The sequence below is a fragment of the Flavobacteriales bacterium genome (assembly GCA_016704485.1).
Taxonomy (GTDB): Bacteria; Bacteroidota; Bacteroidia; order Flavobacteriales_F; family PHOS-HE28; genus PHOS-HE28.
Window position 1 is genome coordinate 253,001 of the sequence record JADJAA010000002.1, and the last position, 21,933, is coordinate 274,933.

17 protein-coding genes are annotated in these 21,933 nt (G+C 49.4%); 7 read left to right on the forward strand and 10 right to left on the reverse strand.

What is annotated here, in order from left to right:
* Positions 1–97 precede the first annotated feature (97 nt).
* On the reverse strand, positions 98–1,513 hold the full coding sequence (locus IPF95_12235) for a hypothetical protein (protein MBK6475456.1): 1,416 nt from the start codon (positions 1,511–1,513) through the stop codon (positions 98–100).
* Between the two features lie 111 nt (positions 1,514–1,624).
* Here IPF95_12235 and IPF95_12240 point away from each other — a divergent pair, with 111 nt between their 5' ends.
* The 3 genes from IPF95_12240 (at position 1,625) to IPF95_12250 (ending at position 4,212) form a co-directional block, all read left to right on the forward strand.
* Positions 1,625–2,317 carry a TIGR04283 family arsenosugar biosynthesis glycosyltransferase gene (locus IPF95_12240; GenBank protein MBK6475457.1) on the forward strand — a complete coding sequence of 231 codons (693 nt, stop codon included), beginning with the start codon at positions 1,625–1,627 and terminating at the stop codon, positions 2,315–2,317.
* 265 nt (positions 2,318–2,582) lie between these two features.
* On the forward strand, positions 2,583–3,542 hold the full coding sequence (locus tag IPF95_12245; protein ID MBK6475458.1) for a hypothetical protein: 960 nt from the start codon (positions 2,583–2,585) through the stop codon (positions 3,540–3,542).
* The gene (locus IPF95_12250; GenBank protein ID MBK6475459.1) at positions 3,526–4,212 is read left to right on the forward strand and encodes an ATP-binding cassette domain-containing protein; all 687 of its coding nucleotides are present in this window, start codon (positions 3,526–3,528) and stop codon (positions 4,210–4,212) included. Before IPF95_12245 ends, IPF95_12250 begins: the two co-directional genes overlap by 17 nt.
* Positions 4,213–4,305: 93 nt before the next feature.
* Here the strand turns inward: IPF95_12250 and IPF95_12255 are convergent, their stop codons facing one another.
* From IPF95_12255 to IPF95_12265, 3 genes are all read right to left on the reverse strand, one after another.
* Positions 4,306–4,836: a GNAT family N-acetyltransferase gene (locus IPF95_12255; GenBank protein MBK6475460.1), complete on the reverse strand. Its 531-nt coding sequence runs from the start codon at positions 4,834–4,836 to the stop codon at positions 4,306–4,308.
* Between the two features lie 7 nt (positions 4,837–4,843).
* A complete protein-coding gene (locus IPF95_12260; protein ID MBK6475461.1) occupies positions 4,844–5,668 on the reverse strand; it encodes an ion transporter in 825 nt (274 codons plus the stop codon).
* A gap of 74 nt (positions 5,669–5,742) precedes the next feature.
* The gene (locus IPF95_12265) at positions 5,743–7,482 is read right to left on the reverse strand and encodes an APC family permease (protein ID MBK6475462.1); all 1,740 of its coding nucleotides are present in this window, start codon (positions 7,480–7,482) and stop codon (positions 5,743–5,745) included.
* 550 nt (positions 7,483–8,032) lie between these two features.
* Here IPF95_12265 and IPF95_12270 point away from each other — a divergent pair.
* Together IPF95_12270 and IPF95_12275 are read left to right on the forward strand one after the other, a co-directional pair.
* Positions 8,033–9,382 carry a TIGR00341 family protein gene (locus tag IPF95_12270; GenBank protein MBK6475463.1) on the forward strand — a complete coding sequence of 450 codons (1,350 nt, stop codon included), beginning with the start codon at positions 8,033–8,035 and terminating at the stop codon, positions 9,380–9,382.
* A 120-nt stretch (positions 9,383–9,502) separates the two neighbouring features.
* A complete protein-coding gene (locus tag IPF95_12275) occupies positions 9,503–10,996 on the forward strand; it encodes a bifunctional GNAT family N-acetyltransferase/carbon-nitrogen hydrolase family protein (protein MBK6475464.1) in 1,494 nt (497 codons plus the stop codon).
* 15 nt (positions 10,997–11,011) lie between these two features.
* On the opposite strand, the gene IPF95_12280 is transcribed toward IPF95_12275, so the two are convergent.
* The 5 genes from IPF95_12280 to IPF95_12300 form a co-directional block, all read right to left on the reverse strand.
* Positions 11,012–13,585 carry an OmpA family protein gene (locus IPF95_12280; GenBank protein ID MBK6475465.1) on the reverse strand — a complete coding sequence of 858 codons (2,574 nt, stop codon included), beginning with the start codon at positions 13,583–13,585 and terminating at the stop codon, positions 11,012–11,014.
* Positions 13,582–14,757 carry a hypothetical protein gene (locus IPF95_12285; protein MBK6475466.1) on the reverse strand — a complete coding sequence of 392 codons (1,176 nt, stop codon included), beginning with the start codon at positions 14,755–14,757 and terminating at the stop codon, positions 13,582–13,584. Before IPF95_12285 ends, IPF95_12280 begins: the two co-directional genes overlap by 4 nt.
* 414 nt (positions 14,758–15,171) lie before the next feature.
* The gene (locus IPF95_12290; protein MBK6475467.1) at positions 15,172–17,352 is read right to left on the reverse strand and encodes a S9 family peptidase; all 2,181 of its coding nucleotides are present in this window, start codon (positions 17,350–17,352) and stop codon (positions 15,172–15,174) included.
* Between the two features lie 83 nt (positions 17,353–17,435).
* Positions 17,436–18,662, reverse strand: a complete 1,227-nt coding sequence (locus tag IPF95_12295) for a sensor histidine kinase (GenBank protein ID MBK6475468.1) — start codon at positions 18,660–18,662, stop codon at positions 17,436–17,438.
* Between the two features lie 238 nt (positions 18,663–18,900).
* On the reverse strand, positions 18,901–19,458 hold the full coding sequence (locus IPF95_12300) for a hypothetical protein (protein MBK6475469.1): 558 nt from the start codon (positions 19,456–19,458) through the stop codon (positions 18,901–18,903).
* A gap of 68 nt (positions 19,459–19,526) precedes the next feature.
* Between IPF95_12300 and IPF95_12305 the strand changes: the two genes are divergently transcribed.
* Positions 19,527–20,459, forward strand: a complete 933-nt coding sequence (locus IPF95_12305; protein MBK6475470.1) for an NYN domain-containing protein — start codon at positions 19,527–19,529, stop codon at positions 20,457–20,459.
* Between the two features lie 3 nt (positions 20,460–20,462).
* Here the strand turns inward: IPF95_12305 and IPF95_12310 are convergent, their stop codons facing one another.
* Positions 20,463–20,948, reverse strand: a complete 486-nt coding sequence (locus tag IPF95_12310) for a response regulator (protein MBK6475471.1) — start codon at positions 20,946–20,948, stop codon at positions 20,463–20,465.
* Between the two features lie 80 nt (positions 20,949–21,028).
* Here IPF95_12310 and IPF95_12315 point away from each other — a divergent pair, with 80 nt between their 5' ends.
* On the forward strand, positions 21,029–21,925 hold the full coding sequence (locus IPF95_12315) for an RnfABCDGE type electron transport complex subunit D (protein ID MBK6475472.1): 897 nt from the start codon (positions 21,029–21,031) through the stop codon (positions 21,923–21,925).
* Positions 21,926–21,933 lie beyond the last annotated feature (8 nt).

Sequence of the window (21,933 nt, forward strand, 5' to 3'; positions counted from 1 at the left end):
ATGTGCTCAAGGTTGGCTTAACTTTATAATTGAGCCTTGTGAATTGTGTCTTGTTTCTTCCGCGTAGCGGCATCCCAATAGCAGGCTGCGTAAAAGTTCACCGCACGAACACCTTCCCCTTCATAACCGTTCCCTCGATGTCGATGAGGGTCCAGAACATTAGTCCGGCAGGGCTGGCGACATACTCAGTTGAACTGTTGATCCGATCCTTGGAATGCATTCTTCCTTGCAGATCGAACAGGGTGAGCGTGCCTCCTCCTTGTACACCATGCACCTCAACCACTCCAGGCGCACCAGCTATCACAGTGTACTGCGATCCCGGATCTTGATCATCCACATTGACCGCGAAATTGAACGTGAAGTTTGCGGTATCGGTATTGCCACAGGGGTCATTGTAGATATGCGTGGCGAAGTACGTATCCGATGTCGGGAACGTGAACGTGGCCGTTGCAGTAGTGAACGATTCGCCATTGGTACAGGTCCAGAGGTGCGTGCCTTGCCCGTAGTGGATCAGGGTGATGAAGTCGGGTCCATTGATGAAGCCATCGAGTAGGGCATTGGTTCCATTCGGTTCGTCGAGATTCCAAGTGCCAATATCATCTAGAACCGTGGCGCTGGCTATACTGCGAAGGATCGCCGCCGTCTCCGGTAGAAGTGTTGAATTGAATGTTGCGTCAACACAACTTACTTGGAAAAAGGTGCAATAGAACACGCATGCCGCGAGGTAGGTGCCTTCCACGGAAGGATGGGATCCATCAGCATCGTACAGGTTGATGAGCGGGTACGTATCGCGCACTTGTTTCCACGCTGCCCCGACGGGTGCGGTGTGTGCATCGTTCCAAGTGGCGAGTGACACATAGTTGTTCCTCAATGCCTGTTGCATACCGTTGTAAGTACACATGAAAGGGAAGGCGGCACAATTGTCGGGATCGCCGTTCTGCCTGCCCCAGGTCATGTAAAAGACGGGATAGGTGCATTCGTAATTCTCTTCGATCGTCGCCATCAGCTGGATCGCGGCGATCTCCGTAGTGGTGACATCCGCAGGCAATGCACCCAATTGACTTTGTTCCTGCATCACCACGAAATCCCACGAGTTCGACTCTATCGCTGTGATCGTAGGCGCATACGTGGAATGTTGGAACAACGTGTACCCGCCTGGTGCCGAACTCGCAACGGTAATGTCCTCCCCTAGGGAGAGGGCAAGTTGCTGCGTCATACTCGGCAGGTCGTTCACATACGTGTAGCTATTGCCGATGAAGAGAACCGAGGTCTGCCCATGGACGTGCAATACGGAAAGGATCAGGAGGATAAAAAGACCGCGCATTGTGTAAAAATAGCGCATCGTACCAACATGTTGACCCAACCATAGGATCATGCATCGCGTAGTGCGCGAGTGATTACAGCTTGAGAAACTCGCTGCGCAGCGCAAATAATGGATAACCGCGTTGAAGAAGCGCGAGATCATAATGTGAAGGCTCTTTCTTTTTTCAATTAGTTCGTTGGATGCGTTCATGTGAATGCGAGCTTACATTGCAAGTTGCAAGAACCAACAGTTCCGATCACTGCTTATTGTCAGGATTTATGTAACGGCGACACCGCAAGGTTCGAAAGGCGATTCACAGTAATGCTGAGTATCATCATCCCCACATACAGTGAAGAAGGCTACATCGGAAGAACGTTGATCGCGCTTCGCAGTTGCGCGGGCATTGAACAGTGCGAAGTGTTGGTAGTGGATGGAGGTAGCACCGATGGCACGGTGCGAGAAGTAGAAGGATTGGGTATTCCTGTAGTGCATTCACTCAAGGGGCGCGCTGTGCAGATGAATGCCGGAGCTGCCAACGCATTGGGTGATACGTTCTACTTTCTACATGCCGAAAGCGTTCCACCGCCGGACTTTGTTGCTGAGATCTCTGTCGCACTTGCGGAAGGTGCGGCGGCCGGATGTTTCCGCTTGGGCTTCGACCATGACCATTGGTTCTTACGTTTCAACTGTTGGTTCACGCGCTTTGATGTGAATGCATTCCGCTATGGAGATCAAAGCCTTTTTGTTACTAAGGAAGCTTTTGATCGGATCGGAGGTTTTAAGGAAGAACTGATCGTTTTTGAGGACAACGACATTGTTTGTCGCTTAAAACAAAAGGGTCGTTTTCGAGTGCTAAGTGGGATTGTGCGTACCAGTGCGCGCAAGTATGTTCTGAATGGCGTTCACCGAATGCAGTGGATATTTTATTACATGTTCTTGCTCTACAAAATGGGTTGTTCGCAGGATAGGCTCGTTCGCAGCTATCGGCGTTTGATCAAGCAGGATAAAATTTGAACGGGTTGTGAATACATCCATGAGCGAGAATTGTACAGTTGATTGCTGATCTAGATCCTGTGATATGGCCTCCTTTCTTCTTTTTAGTTGAGGTGTTTTCGAAAAGCTATTAAGATGGATAGCATTGAATGGAAGACGCTGACTACTTGCATCCGAACAGAACTAACTTCGAATGACCACACGTGGTGTGATCCTACCGGTTATGTAATGCACGTGACAAAGTTCATGATCGATCATCATCTTTGAGGGCAAATTGGCCTTGATCGTGTCAGTACCAGTATTTCCCACCACATTAGTGCGTTTGCGTCTTACCCAACTCCGCCGGGCTTATCCCGGATGGTGGGTCGTGCTCTTGGCGATTGCAATTATCGCGATACCGATCGTCGTGGAAAAGTTGGTAGTGAGCGATTCCAACATGCGCTATTATTTGAGTGGTGCATTTCTATTGGCCGTGGTTGGCTGGCACCAGCGTCGACCTGACCTCCGATTCGTTCGCAAGCATATCGCACAACCGAATGGATCGTTGATGCTCGAGTATCTGTTGTTGGCGTTGCCGGTCATGATCGGTTTTGGGATGGCAAACGCTTGGGTTGAAGTTGGTGCTGTATTGTTCGGCATGATCGCACTTGTCTTCATGCCGGTCATGGATCCTGTAGGAACCCATATGCGTTGGTTGCGTTCCCGCATTCCTGCTTTGTTGTTCGAAATGAAGGCGGGGCTGCAGCGCACATATCCGTTCGCATTTGTGATCTGGGTTTTGGCACTAGCGTTCTGTTGGTTACCGGCATTGCCCTTGTTCCTAACATGGGTCCTTACAATGATCATGGCCTCGCAGTTCGAAGAGTGCGAATCGCGCGCAATGCTCTTGGTCACTGCATCGGATGCGCGGAGTATCTTGAATAAGAAGATCGCGGGTTCATTGAAGATCATGTTGCTGATCATGGCTCCGGTATTGATCGCAGCAACGATCGCGCGTCCGGAGTGGTGGTGGATCCATGGCCTGTTCGGACTTGGTCAATTGAGTGTGATCGCGTTGGCGGTGATCCTCAAGTACAAAGAATACATTCCCAATGAGCGGCTCACCGCGAATGGCGCGACCATTGCCATTGGTGCAGTGTTCGCATTGTTGCCGGGTCTTTTTTTGTTGCCGCTTTTAATGGCGCTTACCGATCGACGTAAAGCGCTCGAGAACCTCGATCTATATTTTCATGCTACAGATCACTGACCTCACACGCTCGTACGGCGAGAAGGAAGTTCTTTCCATTCCGTCATTCGGTTTCGTGACCGGAGAAGTCCATGGAATTGTAGGTTTGAACGGATCCGGAAAGACAACGTTCTTGAACGCGTTATATGGTTTTGGAAGATCGAAGAACGCGCGAGTGATATATGAGAACATGCCGATGGATCATACCAACACCGCATTCTTGGAAGCGGAGAATTATTTCTATCCGGGTATTACTGGTCATGAGTACTTGGCGTTGTTCCAAGGAAAAGATACCACTACGACGATCGATGGCGTTAACGAACTGTTGGAAGTTCCATTGGACGAATTGATCTCAACCTACAGCACAGGAATGCGGAAGAAACTTGCATTGCTAGGGATCTTGAAGTTGGATCGTCCCGTCTTACTGTTGGACGAACCAATGAATGGTTTGGATCTGGCAGCGGTGCGTGTGTTGGAAGCCATCGTTCGCAAGTTGGTGGAGCACGAGAGAACAGTGTTCATCACTTCGCATGTTCTTGGACCATTGATCGCGATATGTAAGCAGATCCATTTGCTACAGGACGGAATGTTCTTACGCACCTTTGAGCAGAGAGAAATGGATCAATTGGAAGCAGCCTTGTTCGCCGATCTGGATAAGCGGACCGAAGAGACAATAGGACGGGTAATGTGATCGCGGATCACGCTTCGCTACAGTACTAAAAAAGTCGGTCATCGCTTGTCGTACACGGGGTGTAAACACAAGGTCCGCTTAAGAGCTCATATTTTAGTTGGTCCTACCCATGGATGTGCCATGCACTCTATGAAATGCATAGATCAATTCATCTTCGATCTTCCCATGCTTGATGAAGGTTCCCGTAAGGCGCGCTTCAAGAATAAATCCGGCTTTTTCCAACACACGTTGTGAAGCGGTGTTGCTTCCGAAGGGGCGGGCATAGATCCGATCGATATGAGGAAACTCCAAAAATGCCCGAGCAGTGGCTTGTTGAATGGCCAACGTCATGATGCCTTTGCCACGGAACGGTGCACCGATCCAATAACCAAGTTCCGCATTGCGGCGGTATACATCGTCGTCCGGATGGATGCCCACAGCGCCCACAGCAATTCCGTTCACGGAGATCGCCAAGAACAGTTGCGGATCATGTGCCATGAAGCGCTCAAGGAACCGATGGCCATCGCTCGGTGTGAAGGGGTAAGGGAATGCATCCATCATGTTGTCGGCAACGGTGCGATCGTTCGCGTACTGGACAAGCGAAACAAGGTCACCAGCTTGCCAAGGGCGGAGGATGAATTCCATAGGTGCGCTAGATCGGTGGCAATTTTGTTCCGCACTTGCGGCAGAACTTGGCATCTTTGAGGTGGTCCGTGGCATGGCAATACGTGCATTTCCTAGGGATCTCACTGCCCATCCGCATCATCTCGGCGCTCATGATGGCCGTAGGAACAGCAATGGTGCCGTAACCGAGGATCATAACAACTGAGGCGAGCGCTTGGCCTAGAGCAGTTTGCGGTGCAATATCTCCAAAGCCTACAGTGGTAAGTGTTACTATGGCCCAATAGATACTTCGGGGAATGCTGGTGAAACCTGCATCCGGTGTTTCCACCATGTAGATCAACGTTCCGAAAATGACGGCGATGGTGAGAACGGCGAGCACGAAGACGGTGATCTTGCGGCGGCTTGCTTGGAAGGCCTTCACCATCACATTGGCCTCTGAGACGAAGCGAGCCAATTTGAGCACCCGGAAGATACGAAGCAGGCGCAGAGCGCGGATCACCATCAGCGTATGTGCCCCGCCGATCAAAAGGCCGATGTACGTTGGGAGGATGGAAAGCAGGTCGACTATGCCGAAGAAACTCTTGGCATAGTTCATGGGACGTTTAATGCTCCACAGCCGGAGACCATATTCGACGGTGAACAAGGTAGTGAAACCAAGCTCCGCCATGTAAAGCCAATGTCCATATTTTAACTTGATCTCAACAACACTCTCCAACATCACCAGCAGAACGCTGATCACAATGGCTATCAAAAGGATCACATCGAACAGTTTACCGGCCGGGGTGTCCGTTCCGAATATGATCTGGAAAACACGTCGGCGTAAAGGGCTGTGCGGAGGATGATGGTTATCCATGGAACAAAAGAAGCAAAGTTGATCGAGCAAGATAACCGTTAGTACCGGTCATTCTGAACAATTGTGCTATGTCCTCAAATGATCAACCTCACTCCGCCAAGATCCGCAACACGGTAAGTGAATCGATCACTGGGTGAACTGATGAACATGAAGTTCTTGGGGATATCCCAATCCGCACTGAGCGAGTCCACTAATTCCGGCCCGAATACGCCATGCATTGAAATGAATTCGATCTTAATGTCGGGGTATGCACGATCCAGTACGTCCAGGTCGCTGAGGAATGTTTCGGAGACCGTATCCCCTTCTTTCAGTACCGTGACGACCTTCAGTTTCTTGGTGATCTCGTTCTCCTCGACATACATCATTACGTGGTTCAATGTTGCCACGTCATCCCCCTTGGTGAAGTACACGAACTCCTGATCTGTAAGCTGGCGGATGGTCCTGGAAAGCCGAAGCCTGCTGAGCGTGGCAACATGATGCATCGTATCGAGGAAGCTGGATACCACCACCATCAGGTATTCCAGGATCACATTGCGCTTAAGGAAAAAGAACGTGAGCAGGAATGTGGGAATGAAATATTGGAGGAAAACGACCAGATGTTCCGGGTGTAAGCGCACATTTCCATAGAGCGCAGAGACAACAGCCAACATAGCAATGAATACCACGAAAGCTTTAGCGGTCTCTGGTCTAGGCAATCTCGCACGCTTGATCTTCAGTAGGAAATTTCCGTATGCGAAGAAGGCCATTACGATCAGGAATGATATCGTGTAAACGCCTGCCAACGCACCAATTTCACCATTGGTGATCAATAGCACGCTAACGCAGAGTAAAAAGAACAAGATCAGGATCCTCGGCGAGCTGCCACGTTTGGTTTCCTTCAGAAGTATTTGCGGAAGCACACGGTCCAGTGTCATGCGTTTCATGAGACCACTAACTCCAACGAAGCTGGTAAGTACAGCACCGCAAAGAACAAGGACCGCATCAACGGAGATCAATGTGCTTAGCCATTGGCCGCCGATCTCGTTACCCATGAATGATAATAGCGCTTCCTTATTTTCTCCAACAGTGGCCAAGGGCAGAACGAATATGGCGAGTAGGGCCATGAGCGGATTGATCACGGTAACTGCGATCCACATATTGCGTAACGTTTTACGGAATACCCCCGGCGCTTGCTCCTCCACGAAGTTGGCGGAGCTTTCGAACCCACTGACACCTAACATGGCGGTGCTGAAACCGAAGAACAGAGCGGCTGCCATGCCACCCATGGGAATGGGGGCATCAAAGTTCATCATGCCTATCGATATTCCGTTGTTCGCTACGAATACGCCACCAAGGACCAATAGAAGGCCCATGGATGATAGATGAACAATGAAGATGATGACCGCCACAATGGATGACTCACCAATACCGGCAATGGTAAGCAGGAGAAAGAACGCAAGTACGATCAATGTGGCGATGATAATGGGCAAAGAATGGATCATGCTATGCAAGTAGTGCATGGCTTCGGAGGCACTGATAACGGCGGTTGCCATATAGCTCAGTATGGTTAGGCATGCTGCCATAGTGGCACTGGTCTTGTTAGTGGTATTTAGCAGCACATTATAGGCGCCGCCGTTGAGCGGTAAGGCACCAACCACTTCACCGTATATTTTTCGGAATAGAAAGAGCACACCGGCAACGAGTGCCAAGGCTACGAATGCCCAAGGTCCAGCATATCCGATCGTAAGTGCGCTCACATATAGGCAGCTACTGGTAATGTCGTTACCACAGATCGCTGTGGCAGGAAGTTGTCCAAGTTTCGTCGGACTATGCATTCGGTGATGGAGTTAAGTAGCGCAGGTGGTGTTGCGGAATTAGGATCACAGTACCATTGGCTCCTGATCTTCCCTGAATGGCAAAATGGACATCACTCGTTCCTTCCGGGAATAGAGTAACCATGCACCGGTCAAGATCAATAGGGCACCGAAAGAAGGGCTCAAGGCCACGGAATAGTTAGCTGGTTTCAATTGCAACATCACGCTATATAATGAAGCCCGGTCAATGAACTGAAAAAATATGGAATTTCAGACGAACAAAGTGGTGTAACGGAGATGATCGGAACGTTACTCCGATGCAGCGTGCAAATATGCAACCGAAATGAACATCTTGAGTACCATTAAAATGAAGAAGACCAATGCAAAGCGGCTGGGAACTTGGTATCACATTGATCTATGTTGTTACGGGATCCTTAGTTCTAGTACAGGACTCTACCATAGGGTGGGTAGCGAAAAAATAGTACTTTGATCGGATGTAAAGCCGGTACTATCGAATTCAGTAGTGGTTGTTGCTAAGAACCGCTGATCTTCGCTGCCCGGAGAACGAGTCATGAACTGGATCAACCGCATATTAGCATACCTCCGTTTAGGAGCCGACGCTGAGGAGCCGAGCAAGGCAATGAAGTCCATTGAGAACAACGCGAAGTTCAATGGTACCAATATGTTGATCCTGGTGTTCGCGATCATCATTGCATCCGTAGGATTGAACGTGAATTCTGCTGCGGTGGTAATTGGTGCGATGCTCATTTCACCGCTAATGGGGCCGATCGTTGCGGTGGGTGCCGGGCTTGGTGTAATGGACCTATTGCTGGTAAGAAGATCATTGAAGAATCTAGGGTTCGCGGTCGGGGCAAGTTTGATCACCTCCACGCTTTACTTCATGGTGAGTCCATTGAGCGAAGCACATTCAGAGATACTTGCGCGTACCACACCCACGATCTGGGACGTACTTATTGCATTGGCCGGTGGGTTCGCCGGGATCGTTGCAACAGCAAGTAAGGAAAAGAACCGTGGTAACGTTGTGCCGGGTGTGGCCATTGCTACTGCGCTAATGCCACCGCTCTGCACGGCAGGATTCGGTCTCGCACATTTGAACATGCCCTATTTTTTCGGTGCATTGTATCTGTTCACCATCAACTCGGTATTCATTAGCATTTCCGCATTGCTTACGGTACGTTGGTTAGGTTATCCATCCGTGGCCCAGAAGGATGAAAAGATATCGTCAAGGATCCGACGATACACGACATTGATCGTAATAGCGACCGTAGTGCCAAGTATCTACTTGGCCTACCGGTTGGTCGGGCAGAACGTCTATAAGACCAAAGCAGAGAAATTCATTGCTGCGGAATGCAGTATTCCTGAGAATTATTTGATGCACCAGACCGTCGATGCACCGAATAGGAATATTTCGCTGACCTATTTGGGCAATGGGATCTCAGAGGATCAGGAGGCACAGCTACGACGGCGTATGGAACCCTATGGGATCGAAGGTACCGGGTTGGAGATCCGTACGGGGCTGAGTTTGCAGGAATTGGGCGAGGAAGACAGGAAAGAGAATGAAGGAATGCGTACGCAATTGGATGAGCAACGCGCTATGTTGGCGCGTTACAATGCGTTGAATGATAGTTTGGGCCACATGACCCAATTGCATCGATCATTGATGGATGAAGCACGAGCCATGAATACGAACATTGCCTGGATCGCTATCGCGGACATGCCCGTGAAGCACAAAGCTGATAGCACGGAAACGTTCAATAAGGTTGTTTCCATCCATTTCAAAGAACCGCCGGACTCCTTGCAGATCGCAGTAGCCGACCGATGGTTGGAAGCACGCTTGCAAGGCGTTAAACATTTTACATCCATTTCCTCTGACCCGCCGAAGGCAGGAAAGAAGAAGTGAATATGAGACCAAAGACCCCGAGCATGTATCGGGTAAAATGTAGTTGAAGGAATGAGCAAGAAAATAGTTAAAGCTTCCAAGGCGCCAAAGGCAAGAAGGAAACAAGAGAAGGTGGAGATAATGCCACTGGACCTTGGTGCGTTCGAGGACTTTGCCGAAGCCATGCGGGCTTCTTACCCAGCTTGGAGTGGAGGGTACTGGAAGAAGGAGTCCATACAGCGCCTGATCTCGTTATTCCCTGCAGGGCAGTTCGGTGTATTCGTGAATGGAAAGATCGCTGGTACCGCACTTACGTTGATCATCGATATAGACAAGATGGGGCTTGACCATAACTATGTTAAGGTCACGGGCAACTACACCTTCAATACGCACGATCCCAAGGGCAATGTGTTGTATGGTATCGAGGTTTTCGTTCACCCTGAATACCGTGGCATGCGGTTGGGACGGCGGTTATATGAGGCGCGAAAGGAACTGTGTGAGCAGCTGAACCTTCGCTCGGTCATGTTCGGCGGTCGCATCCCGAATTTCCATAAGTATTCCGATAAAATGAGTCCGAAGGAATACATACAGAAGGTGAAGGAGAAAGAGATACACGACCCTGTTCTTTCATTCCAATTGGCCAATGATTTCCACGTTGTGAAATTGATGAAAGGCTATATGCCGGACGACAAGAATTCGATGGAATACGCTACATTGATGGAGTGGGATAACATCTACCAGAACGAGGAGGAGTTGGGGCGTAGTTGGTCGCGTAATGTTCGTTTGGGACTTATCCAATGGCAAATGCGACCCTACCGTGACCTCGAGGCATTGTACAGCCAATTGGATTTTTTCATGGATGTAGTGAGCGGTTATGGAAGTGATTTTGCTGTACTGCCGGAATTATTCAATGCCCCGTTAATGGCCGCGTATGAAGGAGTGAATGAAGCCGAGGCCATCCGATTATTATCCGAACATACCTTACACATCCGTGAATACCTCTTGGGTGCTGCGGTGAAGTACAATGTAAATGTCATCTGTGGAAGCATGCCGTTATTGGAGGACGGTAAGCTTTTCAATGTAGGCTATCTGTGCCGTCGTGATGGTACTTATGAACGCTATGACAAGATCCATATCACACCGAACGAGAAACAAGCTTGGGGCATACAAGGTGGAGAAACAGTGCGGGTATTCGACACGGATTGTGGTAGGGTCGGCATATTGATATGCTACGATTGCGAGTTCCCCGAATTGGTGCGTTTACTTGCCCTGCAAGGCATGCAGATCCTGTTCGTGCCATTCTTGACCGATACGCAGAACGCATACTCCCGTGTGCGGCATTGTTCACAAGCGCGTGCTATTGAGAACGAATGCTTCGTGGCCATTGCTGGTAGTGTGGGCAATTTGCCAAGGGTAAGCAACATGGATATCCAGTACGCTCAGAGTGCTGTGTTCACGCCGTGTGATTTTGCTTTCCCGAGCACGGGGATAAAAAGTGAAGCAACGGCAAATACGGAAATGGTGCTCGTGGTGGATGTTGATCTGAGCTTGCTCAAGGATCTTCATCACCGAGGAAGTGTGCGGAATTTGAAGGATCGCAGGGAAGATGTCTACACGTTGAAGCTCAACAAATAGATCCACCGGCACAGTTCATTTCTGGCTCAATACCACTTGGATGATCACATTGCGCTCACTCAAGGAATGCAACTTGCGCGATAGTTCTTCGCCAAGGCCTTTGGTCACGATCTTGTCCTGTGGTACACCGGCCTCAACCAATTGACGGGCTACTTCATCTGCTCGGAACTGGGATAAACGCAAATTGTAACTGGCATCACCGGCTTGGTCCGAATGTCCGGTAACCAGCACATGACCGTAAGTGGAGCCACTGATGGTTTTGCCCACCATCGTAATACGCTCTCGTTTCTCGGTGTTGATCGTGTAGGAATTGCTGCTGAAATAAACAGTATCCGATAAGGCAGTTCCCGCTCCCGCCGAGGTGTCGGTTGCTCCGTTGTTTACGTTGCTACCGGAAGTATTATCAAGTGTTGCTCCTTTGGTCCTGATGCGATCCTTTGCGACCCGAAGTGAATCGCGCAGTCCATCAACATTGCTATCCAGGTCGAGGATCCTCAGTCGAAGCACTTCTACAATACTATCATTCCCTTGTTCTTTCTGGAAGTCGATATATCGCTCCAACGTGTTGATCCGTTCAACCAGTACACCGTTCAATGCTTGTGTGTGTTGGCGGTAACGCGTGTCATTCAGCAAGCCGCTATCAGGAACAGAGGTTTTGACCGGCACGGTGATGTCAACTGGTTTTCCGTTGGCCAAACTATCGGCTAAATGCTGTAAACGTGCATTACGCTCTTCAAGTGCACTGAGACTATCCTTCAATGCTTGGTTCTGTGCATCATCACGCACGATGACCGGAACTGTTACAACACGCTCTGTTGTTCGGGTGCCCGTGTTCGTTGACTGTGCAGGTTCATTACGAACAACGGTCGGCGGTGGAGCAGTTGTACTCTGTGAATTGTTCTTTGGTGTGACGCTCCCTTCCGGCTGAGCAGGTTCTTGCTCAACTGACTTCGGCACTACTGGCTCGGGAACTGATCGGGTAGAATCCGCTTTTATCACTGCCGGTTGAGGTATTGGCACAATGACCTTTGGTTCCGGAACAGCCAATGTATCGGATAAGGGTGCGACCATCTGGTCAGCCTTTGAGCTCTTCAAACTATCGGTCGGTGCTACGGCCGGCACTAAACTGTCCTGTTCAAGTATAACACCGGAACCATCGTTAATACCATTTATTCTTACAGGCGGCTTCACGATCGAACTGTCTTTTGGAAGAGCGATGATGGTGTCCGATCTGAGTGCTTTCGGTGCTATGCTATCCAACTCCAACCGTTGTTCCGGTAACGATCTGATGCTATCATTCATAGAACGAATACTATCCGACAACATGATCTTCGCGTCGGGAATTACAGCCAGAGAATCATCCGTTTTCACCCACGTGTCGAGCATCTTATTCACTGTTGTCGTATCAAGCCCAACCACTGTATCGTTCGGGAGAATAGGGTTAACGCGTGAAAGCGTATCAACCTTTGTCGAGTCAGCAATAATGGAATTCGTCAAGAGCGTATCGGCACTGGTTGGTGTGATCGACTTCTGTATCAACGTGGTTACGACCAACGTATCCACAACGAATTTTCCGACTGTGATCTGCTCCACCACAATGTTGATGACCTTAGGTGCTTCAACCGCGGCTGGCGGTGGAGGTGGTGGAGGAATAACGGCAACGGTATCAACTCGTACCGGTGTGGTCATGCCATGATCGATATAGATCGGTGTCACTCTGTAATCATGTGAGCGCCTACCAAAGTTCCAGGACAAAGAAAGCCCTGCATAATGGTAATGATCATTATCATTCACGTTGCCCCGTGGATCCTTGTTACCGGTGGGGTTGCTTGCATAACGGTCCACGGAATTGGTGAGGTCGATCGGGTAAGCGTCATGGATATCATCCAAGTAATCCGTAAATGTCCAGTTGAAGCCATAGAACACTTCCGCGGAAAGACGATCGGATATCCGCCATTTCACGCCAAGTTTCGCAGGTACATAGATGTAGTACGGTTCGCTCGGTTTACCGTTCTCGGTTCGTCTGTAGGTCAACTCAGTGTCATACACGCCATCCTGATCGATCACTACCGCCGAAGAAGCAAAAGCAGAATTCTCACCGAGATCACGTATCGTGCCATCGCTCCAATAATTATAACGAGAACCGCTAGCGGAGTAAAGATCACCGTACACATTATACAATCCAGCACCTACGCCGAGTGAGAAGAAAGGTGCGAAGCGTGCATCGTACCGCAACAGTTTTCCGTTGTCCATTCTGAACTGGAGGCCAAGTTCGAATGTGTGTGCTTCGGTCAAGAAGTTCAATGCACGTTGCCGGTTCCCGTGATCGATATCGTTCGCGGAGAATCGTAGGAAACTGTATTGGCCATACAAAGCCGTACCGTAGCTCAACGATCGTTGATAGTTGACACCGATCATTGAAGATTTCTCGATGTCCACATCGCTGTACGACTGTTGGATGTCACCTATGTAGCGATCCACGCCGCCCATGATCCCGATCCGTGAACGGAACAGGTCTTGCTGCGCCATCCCGGAGAAGGAGAACAGCAGGGCGTTGATCAGCAGTATTCTATCTAAGTTGATCCTCATTTTCCTAGACCCAACCAAAGATTTATCTCCAAACTGGCGCCGATGAACGGACTACCGTAGATCGTGCTTTTCGTGGAACCATCGGACAGCGTGCTATCATGTTGCAACAATGCACCACCAGCATTCAGCCGTATCATGCGGAATATACGGTAGCCATAGGCCAAATAGAGTGGTCGCCCTACCAAAGGTCCGGTCACTGGTTCCCCGTATTCGTTCTCTGTATTCTGCAGGAATATTCCGGCGGAAATTGAGCTGTTACTAAGGACCTTGCAGGTCATGGACCTACGACCCAACGGAATGCTGAGACCTAAGAACGGTGCTTGACCGATGGAAAGATCGCTTGACCCGCCGCTATTGTAGATAGCTCCATAACCAGCGTTAAGCGCAATGATATTCTTCACTTTTGCTGTGGGTACATCAGCCATGACGACCCGATCACGTAAGATCATCAACTCACGCGCTGCGTATGAACGTAATTCAGAATCGACCAAGGTCTTCAGTCCATCTATTCTTTCCCGGGCGAATTCGATCTTACGATCACCTTTATCTTCTTCTTCGGATCCTTTGATGGAGAATTTGGACATGCTCAGACGTGTTGCATCCATCTTGTCCAACTTATCCTCTATGATCTGGGAGAAACCGGCGAAAGGAAGTTGGAGCCGCGTCCGGTAGTTGCTCATTCCGTTCGTCACGAGCAGGTTCATCTCTTCCATCATTTGTCGCGTTGGTTTCAAGACCTTCGTCTTGTCACGTTTTATCTCGATGTTCTCATCCAAATAGGCACCGATCGCACTTGAAAGAGCATCTGCTACAGCGGTAGCGGCATCTTCAGGTACTGGCTCGTAGAATCCAAGCACCACGGTATAGTCGCTGTTCCCGTTCAAAAGTTCATCGACGTTAATAAGGAAACGGTGATCACTGCTCCATTCCGACCGTTCCCAGCGACCTGTGTATAGCAAGCGCTTCATATCTACCCGATCGAAAAGCTGCAATTCAACTAATTGCAGACGATCGGCAACAGGCCCTGTCACCATCCATTTGGTCTCGGCGGGTAGGGGAAGACCTTCATTGAGCGCATTGCGCTCCGGGTCGAAAACAACAGACGCATGTTGCGCAGAAACAATTCCGCTAAGTCCAATAGCAGCAATAGATAGAAGTAATTTTAAGTCCATATGGTTCAAGGAATTTCACAAGTGTGTCCATTCCGCTCATGGTATCGGTAAGGCAGTTAGGCCAATGCACGAGATTACCTCGTCATGCAACGGTGCCTAACTACTACCGCTTTGTCCTAAGCGTGTTAGTAATGTACGCATTATATAGCAAATTAAAAAATTGATCCGGAACAGGGAACCGAACTCACTTCGGTCCGGCAACGATCGATCCGACCAGTAGATCAGGCTTTGATCGCTCTCTGCAAGTCATCTTCAGGAAGCGGGTCATGAAATTCGATCCTTGAATTTGAAAGGCGAGCTGGTGTTCTCTTACGCGGTGGAAATGATGTGTGTACCCCAATATGTACTAGCTGAAAAAGCACAAGGCCCGATGCGATGAACATCGGGCCTTGTGCCTATGATCTTTGTCGGATGCTAATGTGTTCCAGTAGCTGAGAATTTCGGAGTTACTCCAATATTCTGGAAAAAGAACGCCCATTTATCGGCCTGTTCAGAAATGACCATGCTCGTTGGCTTACCGGCACCATGTCCTGCGTTGGTCTCAACGCGGATCAACACAGGAGCATTGCCTTCTTGTGCTGGCTGTAGTGTGCTGATGAATTTGAAGCTGTGCGCCGGTACCACACGGTCATCATGATCTGCTGTCATCACCATCGTGGCAGGATAAGATGCAGGTTCAATATTATGCAGTGGGGAATACGCACGCAAATAGTCGAACTCCTCCTTACTGTTATCTGCATTGCCATACTCCGGCGTCCATCCGAAGCCTGCAGTGAATTTCTGGAACCGTAGCATATCCATTACTCCAACTGCCGGGAATGCAACGCTGAATAACTCGGGGCGCTGAGTGATCACAGCTCCAACGAGCAGGCCACCGTTGCTACCCCCTTCGATTGCCAATTTTTTGCTGCTCGTCCAATTGTTCTTGATCAAGTATTCCGCGGCGGCAATGAAGTCATCGAATACGTTCTGCTTTTTCTCTTTCATGCCTGCCTTATGCCAATCTTCACCATACTCGCCACCACCGCGCAAATTGGCCAAAGCGAATACGCCTCCTTGTTCCAATAGGATCATGCGGCTTGTACTGAAACTTGGGCTCAAGCTAATGTTGAATCCACCATAGGCGTAAAGCAAAGCAGGGTTCTTTCCGTTCTTTTCCAGCCCTTTCTTATGGACGATGAACATTGGCACTTTAGTACCATCCAAACTCGTGTAGAATACTTGTTCGGTCACGAATTGGTCCGGATCGAATTTAAGTTCAGGCCGGAAATACACTTCACTTTTACCTGTTGCATAATCATATTTGTAGGTCGTGCCAGGGTCGGTGAATGAAGTATAACTGTAGAACGAATAGGTGTCACCGCGCTTCCCACCGAAGCCTCCCGCAGTGCCTAGGCCGGGTAGCTCAATGACCGTCTCATTGGTGCCGTCCATATCGTAGCGCATCACGCGTGTGGTCACATCCTTCAGGTAATGGGCGAACAGTTTACCGCCACCAATGCTCACACTTTCAAGCAGCATGTCCTTGGCTGGGATGATGTTCTTCCATGCCTCTTTTTCAGGATGTGAAGGATCCACACTGACGAGCCTGTAATTCGGTGCGTCCACATCCGTCATTACAAGAAGGTGCTTACTCTTCGGATCAAAGTCGATGATGCTCGTCTTATGATCGAATCCCGTTTGCAAGGGTGTCCAAGGCGCGCCCGGCTTCGGTATGCCGCCACTGCGCAGGTCGAAGTAATACTGTTCAAATCCATCCGTTCCCGTGGAGATATATAATGTCGCGAACTCTTCGCCTTCAGTAACGCTCACTCCCATATATAGGAGTGGTTCTTCCTTGTCCTCATAGACCAGAACATCATTCTCTTGAGGCTGGCCCATGGTATGGTAGTAGACCTTTTGCCATTCATTCGATGCGCTTAGTTCGGTCCCTTTCGTAGGCTCTGGATAGCGGCTGTAGAAGAACCCGTTCTTGAACCACGCCACCCCACTGAATTTGGCCCATTTCAATACATCAGGCAGTTCTTTCATGGTCTTCAGGTCCCAAAGGATAATGTCCTGCCAATCACTTCCTGCCTTTTGCACACTAACCGCCATATACTTATCATCATTGCTGGCTCCCATCAGACCAATACTCGTGGTACCCTTTGTATCAATTTCATTCGGGTCGATGAAGACCTGATCCTCGCCATCGATCCCCTTCCTTACATAGATCACGCTTTGGTTCTGTAGACCACTGTTGCGGTACTGAAAAAATAGGTCGCCCACCTTCGTCGGTGCACTCACTTTTGGAAAGTTGAACAGTTCTTCATAACGCTGCGCAATGGAATCGCGATAGGGGATCTTATCGAGATACGCATTGGTAACGGCATTCTGTGCCTTTACCCATTCCGCGGTCTCCTTGGATGTGTCGTTCTCCAACCAGCGATAGGGGTCGGCTACGAATGTTCCGTGCAAGGTGTCACCTGCCGCTGCATCAGCACGTGTAGTGGGGTAATCGAGATCTTTTTTCACGGGTACGGATGTGTCGCTCTGTTCACATGAGACAAAGCAAAGTGTGGATAGAGGAACTACTAGGAATGAAAGGTTGCGCATGTCAATTCAGGCCGGCCAATTAGCAGGTCGAGCGCAAATGTAGAGCGTGTGGAGTTGGGTGCGGTTCCGGCTGTTCGGTACGATCAAGCACGTTTCAACTTGACGATCGGCGTAGAGACTATTTCATACACTGTGCCTGGACCGCTAGCAAGTTCCACCGTAGCATCCAATTGCTCGGCCAACGTATGGATCAGTTCCATGCCCAAGGTTTCTGGACGGGACCAGCGGCTGCGATCAGGCAGACCTATGCCGTTGTCTCCGATGCGCAAGGAAATTCCTGTTAGCTGATCACCATAGATATGCACCATGATCACACCCTCCTTTCTATCCTTGAATGCATATTTGAGCGAGTTCGAAATGATCTCGTTGATCATCAGCCCTAGTGGGATCAGCGTATCGACACTCAAAGTTGGGACTTCGATCTTAATGTCCAGATCAAGTTTCATATCGATCGTATAGGCGGCACAGATATCGCGGATCAATTGATCCAGGTAGCTGCTTACATCGATATTCGCTAAGTCCTTGCTTAAGTAAGTCTGTTCGTGTACCAGCGCCATAGCGCTAACGCGGTTCACGCATTCGTTGAACATTTCGTTCGTTCGTTCATCTTCTACCTGGTCCATTTGGAACCGGATCAGGCTCTTTACGATCTGCAGGTTGTTCTTCACGCGGTGATGGATCTCCTTTATCATTACCTCCTTCTCCTCTTTGCTCAACATGGTCTCGAGCAATTCCTTGTTCGTGCTTTCCAGATTTTGTTTTGCGGTGGCAAGTTGTTCCGAACGGGAACGGGCCTCTATCAATAATCGGTTGCTGATGCCCACCAACCAGGCGAAAACAACTGCGAACAAACAAGCCGTTATCAAAAGAAATTGTGCTTCGTTCCAACGGGCGCTTAAAGTGCCTGTATGCCGACTGATACCCTGTTCATGGACACTACGTGCAGTACGGTCCACCACTTTTTGTGCACGCTGTACCATGATCTGGAATACGGCTTCCGTCGCTCTTGCTTGGGTCACATCCATGCCTGGCTGCATGGCATCGCGATGAAGAGAGTCCGCCAAAGTGAGAACGGGGGTCAAAGAGCTGATCAATCGATCCATTCCGGGGGCATCCGAGTAAAGTTTTTGCGTCAGAACTACGTTATCATTCAGAACTTTCAACTCATTGGCCCACTTGTACTGCCGCGACTCCACATCCACACGATGGACCAATCCTAATTGATGGATCGCGTCGTTCAGCTCGGTCAGCTCATCCAACAGCCGCACTTCATGTGCGATACGGGACTGAAGTTCGCGTGAACGGGACATCAATGAAATCCCATAAACGATGAATGCAATGGATAACAAAGCAGCCACGAAGGGCCATTTGCGCCAGGAAAGGGATGAAGGTTTGAACATGTTACCGACACCTTTCAACGGAAATAAGCGAAGGTTGGTTACGCAGCGATCACTCTGATCTCCACACCAGAAACGCGATGATGAGATGACTTGATGCCCTAGCGGGTTGTTCTAACGGTTCGCGACTTAGTAACGGATCAACGGATGGCTATTCATTACCGACCCTGATCCGAGAGCAGAAATCCTGCATTACCTTGAGCACACGATCATTTGCGGACTCCTTGGCATTGCTGTATAGCTTCACTAAGTTGGAATGAGCCATCCGTATAGGAGGGTCGATGGGGGCCGTACTTATGGTAAGCAGGCCCAGATCGATCGCGGCGCGATTGGTGCCATGATTTCCCTTATGGATGAATTCCGTAACAAGGACCGTGCATTCACCGGCATGCGTATTGATCAGGATCTTATATCCGATGACCCCCATACTTTCTTCTCTCATACTAAGCTGATCGGACCTGAAGTTTACACGGGCTATGGCCTCGATGATGCCGGATTCACGATCGCTGCGGATCAATTGGGCACCCGGCTCTTTTCCGAAGGTCCATTTGTACGACTCCATCGCCTTGTCGAACAACTGAAGTGTATTCAGTGGAACGCTGACCGATCTGGTGACGGTCAATGCTACAGGAACATCCGTTGATATGGGCTGTGTGACACCAGTATAGGTGGACAATACGAATAGGAATATGGAAAGCATACGGCTCACGTGGCGTAAGTTAAAGGGGATAAGCCCAAGTGGGAGGTTACCTTTGTAGTAAAATAACATAACATTAAATGGAAAAGACCATTCAGGGCAGCCATTCTTTAAAGGTGGGTGTTTTCTATGACGGAAGCTATTATACACATGTCAGCAACTACTATAACTATGTTCATCCTCATCATCGGCGTTTACATATCGGAGGGTTGCATGACTTTGTGAAACACATGGTGGCTGAGCGTGAAGGAACCAAACCGAATCTGTGCCATATTATTGATGCTCATTTTTTTCGAGGAAGGTTCAGTGCGCGCGATGCCAATGACAAACCCAACCAATTGTACTACGATCGGGTCTTCGATGACGTTCTGATGTACAACAATGTGCAGAGTCATTATTTGCCGGTAAAGGACCAGCAAGGGCGTAAAAGGGAAAAGGGTGTTGATGTGCTCATGGCCCTTGAGACGTACGAGCTGTGCATGTTGAAGCGCTATGATGTTGTCGTACTTGTAGCGTGCGATGGAGATCATGTTCCCTTGGTTCGCAAATTGCATGCCTTAGGTTGTAAGACCATGCTAATGGGCTGGGATTATGAATACACGGATCAGGAAACAGGAGAGCAACAGACCACGAAGACCAGCACAGACCTCTGGAATGAAGTGAGTTGGCCTTTGCCCATGCACGACCTGATCGAAGAAGGACTACAAAGCGATGATCCTGTAGTTCGGGAGATGTTCGTATTGCGAGAGACCATAGCGCGTGAGTTCGATGAGGAGTCTCAAGAACCCATGACCTTTGATCCTGAGGATCGCCGAACGAGTGATGTAATGAGCTTACATAGCGGATATGGGTTCATCCGGTTCCCGGAGAATAATCTGTTCTTCATCCACGATGATCTGGTCAACGCTGAGTTCACGGATCTGCAGATAGGTGATCAAGTGGAATTCTCCGTTGCCGTCAACAATCGCGGTCAGCGTGTGGCCAGAGAGGTCAAACGGATCGTGGAAGCGTGAGTATTATCCAATATCCTTCTGTGCCAGCATTTCGAGCATCTCCTCCAACGAATCCGTATTGATAGGTTTTGTAAGGTAATCACACCCCTTCAACTTATGGATCGCTTCAATGATCTCCGGGCTGGTGCTCGCGGAAAGGAATAGGATAGGGATTGGATCTACGGCATGGATCTCCTGCGCTAGTTCCAAACCGGTCTTCGTCCCGCGTAAGTAAATGTCCATGAGGATGATGTCCGGTCTATCCTTGGCCAAAAGATCCATAGCCTGTTCAAAACTCCGTGCGGTACCAAGAACATCAAAACCCAATCGCTGGAGTTGCATGCGATAGCCAAGGGAAATAATGGCCTCGTCCTCTACGATGATGATCTTCTTCTTCATGTATCCGGGAGGTGGAATTGCAGGATAACCGTGGTAAATATAGGTGACCATGGTGAAATGGCCTTGAATGGCCTCAGTTCTGCTCAATAAGCGGTATTCGGATCGGTTCATCGGAAAGTGGCTTACAATGAACCATTTGTTCGGTGCAGTGTACGGGAGGTTGCATGTTAGCTCAACTACGGTCTTTCGCTATGCTTTCACCTCTGCAATTCCTGCAGCGGGATGCACGCCATTTCCAGATCCTCTTTCTTGGCATCTTTTTGATCTACGGCACATTGGAGTTGCAGTGGGACACTGAATGGATCCGGTATTTCACCTTGATGGGAACCTGTCTTATCGTACAGACAGTATTTATTGAATGGAAGGGTATGCCTTGGACGGCGTTGAAAAGTGCAGCAATTACCGGGCTTGGTCTCTGTTTGTTGTTCCATGCCACGAGCATTTCCACATTGGTTCTGGCAGCTTCAATTGCCATATCATCAAAGTTTCTTGTGCGTATTAAAGGCAAGCATGTTCTCAATCCTGCCAACATTGGGATCGTTGGTGCGCTTCTCCTTGCGGATGATGCTTGGGTCAGTCCTGGACAATGGGGCTCAGGTCCTGCGTTGGTTTTCCTGGTCGCTGCCGCAGGGTTGATGGTCCTACTTCGCGTAGGGCGCATTGACACTAGTGTCGCGTTCTTATTGACGTTCTCCTTGCTTGACCTGGGTAGAACAGTTCTTTACCTCGGTTGGGGCATGGATGTTTGGGCGCATCGCCTGATGAATGGGTCATTATTGCTGTTCACATTCTTCATGATCACCGACCCCATGACCACTCCGAATGCGACGAAAGCGCGCATTGTCTGGAGCATATTGATCGCGGTCATCACGTTTGCAATCAGCACGTTTGCATACATACATACCGCTCCTGTATGGGCATTGGCCGTGTTATGTTCCATTACACCGATCCTTGACCTAGCCTTCAAAGGCGAGCGCTTCAGCTGGCTACCAGGAACGAACGATAACAGCAGCACTGGATCGACCGGAACCCATGGGAGGTCCGGCGTTCCGTCAATGACCTCCAGCATAATTCCGATCAAACCATAACAGAACGA

What these genes read in the sequence shown, in the direction of transcription:
- IPF95_12260 (MBK6475461.1), bottom strand. Translation starts at nt 5,668, where the DNA reads ATGGATAACCATCATCCTCCGCACAGCCCTTTACGCCGACGTGTTTTC.
- IPF95_12265 (MBK6475462.1), bottom strand. Translation starts at nt 7,482, where the DNA reads ATGCATAGTCCGACGAAACTTGGACAACTTCCTGCCACAGCGATCTGT.
- IPF95_12255 (MBK6475460.1), bottom strand. Translation starts at nt 4,836, where the DNA reads ATGGAATTCATCCTCCGCCCTTGGCAAGCTGGTGACCTTGTTTCGCTT.
- IPF95_12240 (MBK6475457.1), top strand. Translation starts at nt 1,625, where the DNA reads ATGCTGAGTATCATCATCCCCACATACAGTGAAGAAGGCTACATCGGA.
- IPF95_12310 (MBK6475471.1), bottom strand. Translation starts at nt 20,948, where the DNA reads ATGAACCGATCCGAATACCGCTTATTGAGCAGAACTGAGGCCATTCAA.
- IPF95_12305 (MBK6475470.1), top strand. Translation starts at nt 19,527, where the DNA reads ATGGAAAAGACCATTCAGGGCAGCCATTCTTTAAAGGTGGGTGTTTTC.
- IPF95_12285 (MBK6475466.1), bottom strand. Translation starts at nt 14,757, where the DNA reads ATGGACTTAAAATTACTTCTATCTATTGCTGCTATTGGACTTAGCGGA.
- IPF95_12275 (MBK6475464.1), top strand. Translation starts at nt 9,503, where the DNA reads ATGCCACTGGACCTTGGTGCGTTCGAGGACTTTGCCGAAGCCATGCGG.
- IPF95_12280 (MBK6475465.1), bottom strand. Translation starts at nt 13,585, where the DNA reads ATGAGGATCAACTTAGATAGAATACTGCTGATCAACGCCCTGCTGTTC.
- IPF95_12250 (MBK6475459.1), top strand. Translation starts at nt 3,526, where the DNA reads ATGCTACAGATCACTGACCTCACACGCTCGTACGGCGAGAAGGAAGTT.
- IPF95_12290 (MBK6475467.1), bottom strand. Translation starts at nt 17,352, where the DNA reads ATGCGCAACCTTTCATTCCTAGTAGTTCCTCTATCCACACTTTGCTTT.
- IPF95_12270 (MBK6475463.1), top strand. Translation starts at nt 8,033, where the DNA reads ATGAACTGGATCAACCGCATATTAGCATACCTCCGTTTAGGAGCCGAC.
- IPF95_12295 (MBK6475468.1), bottom strand. Translation starts at nt 18,662, where the DNA reads ATGTCCCGTTCACGCGAACTTCAGTCCCGTATCGCACATGAAGTGCGG.
- IPF95_12235 (MBK6475456.1), bottom strand. Translation starts at nt 1,513, where the DNA reads ATGAACGCATCCAACGAACTAATTGAAAAAAGAAAGAGCCTTCACATT.
- IPF95_12315 (MBK6475472.1), top strand. Translation starts at nt 21,029, where the DNA reads ATGCTTTCACCTCTGCAATTCCTGCAGCGGGATGCACGCCATTTCCAG.